Annotated in this window: 10 protein-coding genes and 1 pseudogene; 9 read left to right on the top strand and 2 right to left on the bottom strand. The window is 46.6% G+C overall.

Annotated features, from left to right (window positions below; all coding sequences use genetic code 11):
- From AB204_RS23815 to AB204_RS16325, 6 genes are all read left to right on the top strand, one after another.
- The coding region (locus tag AB204_RS23815; protein WP_268802303.1) for a DUF6444 domain-containing protein at positions 1–216 on the top strand (216 nt) is incomplete at its 5' end.
- Between the two features lie 381 nt (positions 217–597).
- Positions 598–1,398 (top strand): IS66 family transposase, encoded by an 801-nt coding sequence (tnpC, locus tag AB204_RS23810; RefSeq protein WP_268802302.1) that lies wholly within the window; start codon positions 598–600, stop codon positions 1,396–1,398.
- A gap of 15 nt (positions 1,399–1,413) precedes the next feature.
- Positions 1,414–1,833 carry a DUF4194 domain-containing protein gene (locus AB204_RS16340; protein ID WP_235428112.1) on the top strand — a complete coding sequence of 140 codons (420 nt, stop codon included), beginning with the start codon at positions 1,414–1,416 and terminating at the stop codon, positions 1,831–1,833.
- Positions 1,817–5,149, top strand: coding sequence for an ATP-binding protein (locus tag AB204_RS16335; protein WP_235428111.1), 3,333 nt, complete (start codon positions 1,817–1,819; stop codon positions 5,147–5,149). Before AB204_RS16340 ends, AB204_RS16335 begins: the two co-directional genes overlap by 17 nt.
- Before the next feature lie 54 nt (positions 5,150–5,203).
- Positions 5,204–6,403 carry a DUF3322 domain-containing protein gene (locus AB204_RS16330; protein WP_047964434.1) on the top strand — a complete coding sequence of 400 codons (1,200 nt, stop codon included), beginning with the start codon at positions 5,204–5,206 and terminating at the stop codon, positions 6,401–6,403.
- Between the two features lie 49 nt (positions 6,404–6,452).
- Positions 6,453–7,379 carry an Rpn family recombination-promoting nuclease/putative transposase gene (locus AB204_RS16325; protein WP_047964433.1) on the top strand — a complete coding sequence of 309 codons (927 nt, stop codon included), beginning with the start codon at positions 6,453–6,455 and terminating at the stop codon, positions 7,377–7,379.
- Between the two features lie 110 nt (positions 7,380–7,489).
- On the opposite strand, the gene AB204_RS16320 is transcribed toward AB204_RS16325, so the two are convergent.
- Positions 7,490–9,148 carry an FAD-dependent oxidoreductase gene (locus AB204_RS16320; protein WP_047964438.1) on the bottom strand — a complete coding sequence of 553 codons (1,659 nt, stop codon included), beginning with the start codon at positions 9,146–9,148 and terminating at the stop codon, positions 7,490–7,492.
- Between the two features lie 164 nt (positions 9,149–9,312).
- Between AB204_RS16320 and AB204_RS16315 the strand changes: the two genes are divergently transcribed.
- Genes AB204_RS16315 through AB204_RS16305 form a run of 3 tightly spaced genes read left to right on the top strand, consistent with a single transcriptional unit; the run spans position 9,313 to position 10,504 of the window.
- The gene (locus AB204_RS16315; RefSeq protein ID WP_235428110.1) at positions 9,313–9,645 is read left to right on the top strand and encodes an ArsR/SmtB family transcription factor; all 333 of its coding nucleotides are present in this window, start codon (positions 9,313–9,315) and stop codon (positions 9,643–9,645) included.
- A complete protein-coding gene (locus tag AB204_RS16310; RefSeq protein ID WP_047964432.1) occupies positions 9,635–10,063 on the top strand; it encodes a YeeE/YedE family protein in 429 nt (142 codons plus the stop codon). The genes AB204_RS16315 and AB204_RS16310 overlap by 11 nt, the downstream gene beginning before the upstream one ends.
- Before the next feature lie 21 nt (positions 10,064–10,084).
- A complete protein-coding gene (locus tag AB204_RS16305) occupies positions 10,085–10,504 on the top strand; it encodes a DUF6691 family protein (protein WP_047964431.1) in 420 nt (139 codons plus the stop codon).
- A gap of 108 nt (positions 10,505–10,612) precedes the next feature.
- Here the strand turns inward: AB204_RS16305 and AB204_RS22075 are convergent.
- A pseudogene (locus tag AB204_RS22075) lies at positions 10,613–10,830 on the bottom strand (transposase); the annotation flags it as partial.
- Positions 10,831–10,957: the final 127 nt, after the last annotated feature.

Raw genomic sequence — 10,957 nt, 5'->3', positions numbered from 1 at the left:
GTGAGCAACATCAGCGAAGCCAATGCCCTTATCCGGGAGCTCTGGGCCAAACTTCGAGAATACGAAGACCGGCTGGCACTGAGTTCGCGTAATTCCTCGCGTTCCCCGTCCAGTGATACGCCTCAGGCACGGGCTGAACGGCAAAAGTTAAACGCCCTGGTCGCCGAAATCAGGCTGGCGCTCAGCCAGGCCACACAGGGCACCGCAGACCACTGAGTGCATTGAAAGACACGGATACGATCGTTCGCTGTCTGCCCGATGACGGTTGTGCCCTTTGTGGCGGGCATGTCGAGCCGAATACGACCCCGACCTATCGTCATCAGGTGTTCGAACTGCCCAAAATCGCCCTGGATATCACCGAATATCAACTGTTTCATGGCCGCTGTCAGCGTTGTCATCACACCGTCCGGGCTACGTTACCCGACGATGCGCCTTCCGGACAACTGGGCCCCGTTTGATGAGCCAGATGGCGGTTCTGTCGGGACAATACCCTCTGAGCATCAGTAAGATACAGCGCCTGATCCGGGACACTTATGGCATCCACTTTTCCACGGGCCTTATCTCTGAAGCGCAGGGGCGCAGGGGCGGATCAGTTCAATGTTGACGCCGCTGCATCAGGCGTTAGGGCATTATGTCAGGCAATCTGCGGTTATCCATGTTGACGAAACGCCCCATCAACGCAACGGAGAAGCGGCCACCCGCTGGGTTTGGCTGCTCAGCGGCAGCAAGGCGGTTTACCAGAAAATCCGCGCTTACCGTAATGCGGAAACGGCCAAATCGCTGCTGGGCGAGACAACCCCATCGGTTATCGTGACTGACCAGTGCGCCAGCTATCACTGGCTGGCCCCATCCCGACATCAGTTCTGCTGGGCGCACATCACCCGCAACCTGCAACAGATGGCCGATTACAGCGGGGGCGGGCTGACCGCGTTTATCGGCCAACGACTGGTTTTTCTCTGCCACAGTGTGTTCCGCCCCCAACACCGCTATGAAAATCAGGACATTGACGAAGCACACTGGCGCAATCGCCTGTCCAGACTCAGGAAAAGCCTGATGAGCTGGCTGAGAAAGGGAGAACAGGTTCCGGCCTCCCGTTATGCCGGCAGGTGTGCTTATATTCTTAAGCATGAAGCGGGATTATGGGTTTTTCTCCATCATAAAAACATCCCGTTGACCAACAACGAGGCGGAGCGGTGCCTGCGTGGCAGTGTAATCATGCGAAAAATCTGCTTTGGGACAAATTCCTATCGGGGTGAACAGTACCGCTCCCGACTGCTGTCGGTGGTAGAAACCTGCAAACAGCGGGGGCTATCGGCACTGGACGTGATCAGTGAAATCGCGACAGCGGTGACCCGCAAACAGCCCTACCCAGATGTGTTTAATCTGCTTTCCTGCTAAGTCAATACAGGGCTGGTGAAGGGTTACCTATCTATCATTAGCCGGAGAACGCTTTCTCTATATGACACGTTACTGCTGTTGGTACTTCGCAAGCATTATCAAGATCGGGAATCTTCGGGTGAACAAAAAATTATCATTGATATAGAACGAATTGAATCCAATCTGACTCCATTTCTGCCATTAACCAACAGCACCAAATCTGATCGTAAAAAACTCAATGGCGCCTTGACTAAAATGGTGACTAAAAAAATATTGAGTTCGATACGAGGAAGTGATGATCGTTTTGAAATCACACCAATTATTCGTTATGTCGTTAATGCTGAGTTTCTCGAAAAAATGCTCGGAGATTATCTCAACATGGCAAATGAAAAAGGTATAGCTCCCCGCGGAAGCATAAATAATGCTGGAGAAACAGGATATGACTATATTGACTAACTCATTAGTGCATACGAACCAAATCAGATTGGCTGAACTCTCCGTATATAACTGGGGGTCATTCAATGGACTGCACACCGCGCGGATTGATGAGGCAGGAACATTAGTGACAGGGGACAATGGTTCAGGAAAATCAACGTTTATAGATGGGTTGATGGCTTTGCTGCTCCCCGCAGGCAGAGCGACGTTCAACGTTGCAGCCGCACAGGGGGATCGTACTGACCGAACCTTAATTTCCTATATGCGGGGGAGTTTTGGTTCTGCTCATGATGGTGCCGGCACGAAAGTCAGAAGTAAACGCGAATCTGCCGTAGTGACCGGGCTCAGAGCATTATATCGGGGTGATGACGGTACAGAAATCACACTGGCAGCACTTTTCTGGAACAGTAAACCAACCAATGCCCTGTCAGATGTAACACGGGTTTATGCCATTGCCAAAAGAAACCTGACGCTGAAAGAAGTTCTTGATGCATTTGGTGAAGGTAATGTGCGGGCACTCAAACAGTGGCTCCGTACTGATCCTGCCATAACATGCTGTGATGACCGATTCTCTGAATATCAGGAGTTATACCGAAAACTCTTGTGTATGGATAATAAAAACGCGCCGGCATTGCTTTCACGGGCATTGGGTTTGAAAAAGATTGATGATCTGACCGAGTTGATTCGTGAATTAGTTCTTGAACCCAGCACCGTTAAGGATGATGCCAGAAAGATAGTGGAAGAATTTTGCGATCTCGTTGCTATACACAGCCAACTTGTGGATACCAGAGCACAAAGGGATCATTTAGCTAAATTACCCGAGCTGAATGCTGGTCTGGAAAAATCAACAAAAGATCTGGAAAAGCTGACAGCAGAGAAAAATGGATTATCTACCTATTTGGGTGAAATTTTTGCGCAATTGTGGAACGAAAAAATTATTGATATTGAAGCACAGTTGCGAGATATCCACCAGCAAATAGAACAGGCTGAGATACAAGAGAGGGATACGCATGGGTTGGTCGAGCGAAGACACGAAGAATATCTCCAGCTTGGTGGCACTAAAATAGAGTCACTTCGCAAAGAAATTCAGCATACTCAAGATCAATTAAAAAGGATTATTCGGGGATCTTCACAATATCAGGAAAATGTTAAAGCACTTGGCCTTCCTTCCACGCTGGAACATACCGTATTTGTTCAGAACCAATCTATTGTTGCAAGCAGGTTTACCAATATTCAGGCAGAGCAGGAAAAATATGAGCAACAATTCGGTACCATCAGTGGGGAGTTCAGCCAGTTACAGGGAAAAATAAAACATATTTCTCAGGAAATCAGCGAAATAGAGTCAAGACCTAACTCTAATATTGATGTGAAATATCAGCAGCTTCGGGATGAGTTGGTTAATTCCCTTGAATTAAACAAAGATGACTGCATCTTTATTGGGGAATTAATTGATGTTCAGGAGCATGAAAAAGCGTGGCAGGGAGCAATCGAAAGAGCTTTGGGAGGGCTGCGCACAACACTTGCCATCCCACATCACCGTTACTCAATGGTGACACGCTGGCTGAATGCCCGTCATACTGGTTTGCACGTGAGAGTTCAGGTTGTCACTGATATTCAGGATAACACTGTCGAGTTTAAACCAAATGGGTATTTGAGAAAATTAGCGTGGCGAGAACATCCTTACCAAGAATGGCTCAAACGCCATCTATTACGCTTTGATCTGCAATGTGTCGATGATACGGGGGAATTAGACAAAACACCGTATTCAATGACACAGCAAGGGTTAATGCACATGGATAAAGGGCGTTTTGAGAAAAAAGATCAGTACCGGATTGATGACAGAAGACGCTGGTATTTAGGTTTCTCAAATAAATCACGTTTATCCATTCTTAATCATGACAAAAATAATTTCATACAGCAGTTATCTGCGATTGAAAAGCAGGTCAAAGAAGCACGGGAGGCGTTGAATTCCATTGTTAATATCAAAATATTGCTGGAAAAAGTGCAGAATTATCGATGGGATGATATCAATGCACCGTACTGGCATGACAAGCTTTCAGCCCTGGAAAAAGATCTTGAAGTACTGGAACAATCCAGCGATTCGCTTGAAAAAGCAATGGAACGCTGGGAATCAGCAAAAAAACAATTATTCCAGATCCAGTCAAGATTAAAAGGGTTTAACGAACAATCGGGGGCGGTTAACTCAACGTTAAATGCAGCCAAAGGGGAATGGAAAAAAGCACAGGCTAAAGCATCGAGAGGGATATCCGATATCACGCGGCAGTGGTTAATCACACGGGTGGGTAAGCTGCATGCGGATGTATTGGATCGGGAATCAGAATTGGTCTCTCAGATTGAAGAAAAACTGGAACGCCAACTGGAAAATAGCCGCAACAATAAAAACCGGGCAGAAAAATCCTCTGTCAGCATAATGGCTTCGTTTAGATCCCATGAAAAGTGGCAGATTTATGCGGTGGATTGGCAAACCGATATTAGCAGCTTGCCTGACTACCTTAATCATCCGCAACAGTTGGAAAGCGAAGGCTTGCCGAATCTTGTGGATCAATTTATTGAACGATTAAATAAACATGCCACCCAGTCAATGGCCACTATCAAAACGAAACTTGAATCTGAGCGTGAAGATATTCACGAGAGAATAGACATTATTAATCAAGTGCTTAATCGTACAGAATTTCGTTCAGGTACTCATTTGAGGTTGGGAAGCAAAAGGGAAAAATACCCACATGTTCAAGAATTCGATCGGCTTTTACTGAAAGTATTGAGTAAAGTGACGAGCGATGATCATGAAGGACGGTTCCGTGAACTGTCTGACGTGGTTTCCATTCTCGATAAAGCCAGCGCGTCCGGGACATCCACGACACTAGAAAGCCTGAGGTTGCTTGATCCTCGTTATCAGATGGCATTTTATGCTGAAGAGATTGATACTACTACCGGTGAGGTTCGTGACGTGCTGGAATCATCCAGTGGTAAATCGGGGGGAGAAAAAGAATCATTTGCAGCCACAATTGTGGCTGCGAGTTTAGCATATGTATTAACCCCGGATGGTTATGACAGACCCGTTTATTGCACTGTATTTCTGGATGAAGCTTTTTCAAATACAGCGGAATCTGTGAGCCGGCGTGTACTCCGTGTATTCCGGGAACTCTATATTCACGTCAACCTGATTACCCCTTATAAAAATCTGAACTTAGCAAGAGAATCAGCGCGTTCTTTATTGATTGCCGAACGGAATCAGGAACATCATGACAGCCATCTTTGTGAAGTTACCTGGGAAGAAATTGATAGGATCATGGGTGAGGAAAAAGGAACAGACTAGCAGCTGAAGTGTATGAATTCGGCATTAAAATTGAAAACTGACATGTAAAAAAATATGCAAAAAGCACCACAAACATATTCCTGGGGGTTATTACCCACGCAGGTGACAGAGATAGTCAGAAAAAGAGAATGGGATAACCTGTCTTCCTTAAAGGCACGTCTATTGGGTGCTAAACCATTCCCCATTCGTATTAGCTTAAAACCTCCCAGTGGTGCTTTTGCATTATCGGATTTGACACATTTTCAGCGAGTTGTCAATGAATGGAAATCATTTCCTCACCAAGAAATGGTGTTGTGGTCAAGTAAAAGATTTCGTGAACTATCTGAGCAAGTTGTTCCCATTTGGGTTGTGATTGAATCCATGCAACAGCTGATAGAGTTTTTAGGTCAGAACGCCCTCCGCCGAAGTGTGATATGGGAAAGAAATATGAAACCCTTTTTACACATTGATGAAGTACTTTATCCGACATTAGTCAAAAATATCGAGATCGTAGAAAAAATTACGTTGAAAGAAGCAGAATTACTGGCGAAATTACTTCCACAATTAAAACAAGGGCTGGGGAAAGGACAATATCTGCGGGCGCTTCCCATAATAGGCATTGATACCAAATTCTTGGAGAGTCACCTGCTCTTACTGGAAGAACTGATTGATACGCTTCATGGAGGCGCAGTTTCTGAAGTTGGCGGGCTGGTGGATTGGTTAGAGTGTCAGACGAATCCCAAAGGCTGGCTGACAGTCAGACCACTTTGTCCTCATGTTGCTGACGCGCTGGGTGGGTTACGCATCTTCCAATTACCTTATGAATTACTGAAAGAGTATGAATTGCCGGCATCGAATATTCTGGTGGTGGAAAACCTGCAATCAGGTTTAGCATTACCTGATATGCCGGATACGGTGGCAGTTATTGGGGGCGGAAAAAATATTGCCTGGATGGATGCCTTATGGTTGCAGAAAAAACGAGTCGGTTATTGGGGAGATATTGATACTTGGGGGCTAACCTTTTTAAGTGATGCCAGAGGTAAATGTGCCGGACTCGAATCAATCATGATGGATATTAACACGCTTAAGATCCACGAAGATAGAATGGGAATTGAAGATAAACCCACTGGAGTTGTTCCTGATTTTCTCAGTGAAGAAGAAATTAATTTATTTAATAGTCTGATTTCCGGTCGCTTTCCATCTTCCCGTCTGGAGCAAGAACGTTTGTCATCAGATTACATTAAACATCAGCTCGCTGATTGGTTAACAAAATAGAACCTGCCCAAGAAAGCGATTAATCACAGATAAGACAGAGAGACGTATTGTGGCAAAGAAAGAAAAAAGGCCTTCCCATGACGCGTTATTCAAACATTTTTTAACGCGGCCTGAAACAGCCAGGGAGTTTTTATCCCTTTATCTTCCCGAAGAAATCCAGTCGTTATGTGATTTAGCCACATTGAAACTGGAACCCGGCAGTTTTGTGGATCGGCATTTACGTCAACTGCACAGTGATGTGCTGTACTCGGTTGAGACGGCTCAGGGTCAAGGCTATATTTATTGTCTGATTGAACATCAGTCAACCCCTGACCCGTTGATGGCGTGGAGACTCATGTATTACGCTATGTCAGCGATGGCCGCTCACCTGAAAAAAGGCCATACTGAACTCCCTTTGGTGGTGCCTTTGCTGTTTTATCACGGTGAGATTCGGCCTTATCCTTACTCAAATCGGTGGCTGGATTGTTTTACGCAGCCTGAACAGGCTTCTCACCTATACAGTCAGGCGTTTCCTTTGGTGGATGTCAGTGTGCTCAGCGATGAAGAGATCCTGACGCATAAAGGCGTTGCCTTGATGGAGCTGGTGCAAAAACATATCCGCTGTCGGGATATGTTGGAATGGATTCCCCAATTGGTGGCACTACTGAATGCGGGTTATAATACAGCAGAACAGCGCAATGTTGTGTTAAGCTATATTTTACTGAATGGACATACACTGGATCTCTCACAATTTGTCCATCAACTGATTGAACAATCTCCGGAGCATGAAACAATGTTGATGACTATTGCAGAAGAACTTGAACAAAAAGGTCGCGAGCAGGGTATCAAGCAAGGTATTGAACAAGGTATCGAACAAGGTCGAGAGGAAGGTAAGCTGGAAACAGCTCGTGCATTATTACGACATGGTGTCAGTCTGGATATTATTGTCACCAGTACCGGACTGAGCCGGGATAAAATCGAAGCGTTAAAGCATTAACTAATCTCATCTTTCACATCAAAATGCCGATATCAAAGATCGGCATTTTTACTGAATGAGCATACGCTGGATCTGGTTACGCAGTAAGCTGTGGGTGCGAAGATTGAGAGTTAATGGGAAGCGTTAACCATCAACCAAGTTTTGTAACCTCCAGTCAAATTACGGGCCTGAAAACCAAGATGAGTCAGTATTCGCCAGGCAACATGTCCACGCAATCCTGACTGACAGGCGATTAGAATTTCTTTGTTTTTTGGCAACTCATTGATTCGTTGGCGCAACTCATCAAGCGGGATGTGCAGGCCTAGCCCAAATTCCCCCAAGTTTTTGAGTTCTTCTCGCGTTCTGACATCCACCAGAACCTGCCGTTCAGGATCCAGATGCTGGATATCGTCTACGTGACAGATACGGGTACCACCATGTAGAACGTTACTAGCCACCATCCCAATTTGGTTGACGACGCTGCGGGCACCGTTGAAAGGTGGTGCGTAAGCGAATTCCAGATTTTCCAGATCGTCAACGCTTAACCCTGCACGCTGTGCGACGGCCAGAACATCGATAGTTTTATCAATACCGCGTTTTCCTACCGCCTGCGCGCCCAAGATGGTGCCAGAAACAGGTTCGAATAATAACTTGAGCGATATAGGTTGGCTACCGGGATAGTAGCTCGCGTGGTCGGCAGCATGGACAAAGACTTTTTCATAACGAAGGTTATCGCGCTGTAGGGCTTTCTCGTTCAACCCTACGCTGGCGATTGCGTAGTCAAATACCTTACAGATGGCTGTTCCCTGACTACGTGGATAGCGACGTTTTCCGCCTAACATATTTTCAGCAGCGATACGTCCCTGACGGTTAGCCGGTCCAGCGAGGGGTATGAGCGTTGGCGTGCCGGTGACCCACTCGGTGGTTTCCACCACATCCCCCACGGCATAAATACCCGGCACGGAGGTTTCCATATACTCATCGACCTGAATACCGCCTCTCTGACCAATGGCTAATTCGGCATTTCTGGCCAAAGTTAACTCTGGTTTTACGCCAATCGCCAGCACAACCATGTCTGTGGTCAGTGCTTCGCCATTATTCAGTGTAATATGGAGTTTGCCTTCTCCATTTGTTTGTGCAATCTCCGTGAGCCCCGTCCGTAAACGAAGATCAATATCATGCTGGCGGATTTCCTGATGTAATACCTCAGCCATTTCTGCATCAACCGATGCCATCACCTGTGTACCCTGTTCCAGTAGCGTCACGGCAATACCACGGTGCGAAAGCGCTTCCATCACTTCAAGCCCAATAAAACCTCCACCAACTACCGTTGCGTGTTGTGGGTGGCGGCGTTCAATATGGGCGAGGATGTTATCCATGTCCGATAACGATCGCAATGTAAATACACCTGATCGATGCACCCCCGACATTGGAGGTACTACAGGCGATGCGCCTGTGCTGAGTAGCAGACGATCCCAGGATTCAGTGTAGATGTTGCCCGTTAGGGCATTTTTTATCTGAAGAGTCTTGGCATTAGTATCTATGCTCAACGCTTCATGCTGGAGGCGAACGTCAATCTCAAAGCGCTGCTGAAAATCTTCCGGCGTTTTCAGCACTAAGGACTCTCTTTTAGGAATGTCACCTCCGATGTGATAGGGCAAACCACAATTAGCAAACGAAACATAGCTACCTTTTTCGAGCATGATAATCTCTGCAGTTTCTGACAGACGACGTGCCCTGACTGCTGCAGAGGCTCCACCTGCAACGCCACCGACAATCACGATTTTCATTTTTTTCATAGCCTTACCACCTGTTCTAATTACTCCAGAGAGAAACGTTTAATGACGAAACAGCGATGGCTACCTGATCACATACGGTACTCATCTTGCACTACAATATACATTATTATATTATATAAAAAACTTAATAAAATCACTTTATCATATGGGCCGCAATGAACAATATCAATCAACAGCAAATGCGTGCCGCTGCAGCCAAAACGGCAGGCATTCTCAAATCACTGGCAAATGAAGATCGACTGCTGCTCCTGTGCCATCTCAGCCAAGGGGAAGCTTCGGTCGGGGAAATGGAGACGGCATTAGCCATTACGCAACCCACCCTGTCACAACAGCTTGGGGTATTGCGTCGACAAAATTTGGTTGAAACCCGTCGTGAGGGGAAACACATTTTCTATCGGATTGCCACTCAAGATGTACTGACCTTGCTGACCACTTTGTATGAACTCTATTGTCCTAACACTGATGGAGATGTCTGCAATGATGATTGATATGGCACAGTTTACCCCTCTGCAAAGCTTTGTTGGGGGGCTCCTTATAGGAGCGGCCGCATGGGTGCTGCTCCTGTTCTGCGGCAGGGTAATGGGCGTCAGCGGAATACTCGGTGGCGTATTGTCACGCTCTACATTAGATAAAGGTTGGCGACTGGCATTTTTGATTGGTGTAGTGGCATCGCCCTCGCTTTATCGTCTTGTCACACCATTGCCTTCCGTCGATTTGTCTGGATCGTGGCCGATACTGATCGTCGCGGGAATATTGGTCGGTCTTGGTACACAGTATGGTTCCGGCTGCACCAGCGGACATGGTGTGTGTGGACTGTCGAGGCTGTCGGGACGTTCACTGATGGCCACAGCGACCTTTATGATTGTAGCGTTTATCACTGTCTGGATTATAGGATTTTGGCGTTAATGTCGCCAACAGGAGCAAGCAATGAACAACGTTTTCTCGTTACTGGCAGGAGTACTGTTTGGCATCGGACTGATTGTCAGTGGTATGGCCGATCCGGGTAAAGTCATCGGCTTTCTGGATATTACCCACGTTTGGGATCCCTCACTCGCGTTTGTCATGGGTGGTGCCATCAGCGTGGGTTTCTTTGCCTTCCTGATGGCGAAAAAAAGAAACCGCCCGGTGTGTGCGGAAAAAATGCACTTACCTCTCGCGACGCAAATTGATAAGCGCCTTATTGGAGGGGGAATACTGTTTGGTATCGGTTGGGGTTTAGCTGGGATCTGTCCCGGCCCCGGGTTGGTATTACTGGGGGCTGGCACGTTAAAAGGTCTCGTATTTGTGACTGCAATGGTGATTGGAATGCTGATCTTTCAATGGCTGGAAAAAGTGGGTAAGTCATGACTCTGCGTGGCTCCCGCCACGTCAGAATGCTGTCAAGGGTATCTACATAAAATTTACAGTCAATTTTCTATAAAAATCCCCCCCACTCACAGAAATGGGGGGCATTATTAGTTTCTTTTTCAGCTCACGTATTTCAATTTGCTCCGGCGTGACAGGAATGGCTTTAGGTGATTTGCCTTGCCGTTCTTGCTTTAACTGGCGAACCCGGGATCCATCGCAGATTTACTCACATTCATTGCCTGAGCGGCTTGTCGCACGCGGTAATGCTGCTCAAGGACTAACTGGGCGGATTCCAGTTTGAATTCGGAGTTGAAACGTCTTTGCATAATGTCACCTGTTTAATTATTGAAGTGAGAATATCACCTCTATTGGGGTGACCAAATCTATTGAACCATATATGGACGCTCCCGGCTGTGCAAGCATTGAATAGAACGGTTTGCGACCATATATCCG

It is taken from the genome of Xenorhabdus khoisanae (genome assembly GCF_001037465.1).
In the GTDB taxonomy this organism is placed as follows: Bacteria; Pseudomonadota; Gammaproteobacteria; order Enterobacterales; family Enterobacteriaceae; genus Xenorhabdus; species Xenorhabdus khoisanae.
This window is presented reverse-complemented; position numbering and strand designations above follow the sequence as displayed.

What these genes read in the sequence shown, in the direction of transcription:
- tnpC (WP_268802302.1), top strand. Translation starts at nt 598, where the DNA reads ATGTTGACGCCGCTGCATCAGGCGTTAGGGCATTATGTCAGGCAATCT.
- AB204_RS16335 (WP_235428111.1), top strand. Translation starts at nt 1,817, where the DNA reads ATGACTATATTGACTAACTCATTAGTGCATACGAACCAAATCAGATTG.
- AB204_RS16330 (WP_047964434.1), top strand. Translation starts at nt 5,204, where the DNA reads ATGCAAAAAGCACCACAAACATATTCCTGGGGGTTATTACCCACGCAG.
- AB204_RS16320 (WP_047964438.1), bottom strand. Translation starts at nt 9,148, where the DNA reads ATGAAAATCGTGATTGTCGGTGGCGTTGCAGGTGGAGCCTCTGCAGCA.
- AB204_RS16315 (WP_235428110.1), top strand. Translation starts at nt 9,313, where the DNA reads ATGAACAATATCAATCAACAGCAAATGCGTGCCGCTGCAGCCAAAACG.
- AB204_RS16310 (WP_047964432.1), top strand. Translation starts at nt 9,635, where the DNA reads ATGATGATTGATATGGCACAGTTTACCCCTCTGCAAAGCTTTGTTGGG.
- AB204_RS16305 (WP_047964431.1), top strand. Translation starts at nt 10,085, where the DNA reads ATGAACAACGTTTTCTCGTTACTGGCAGGAGTACTGTTTGGCATCGGA.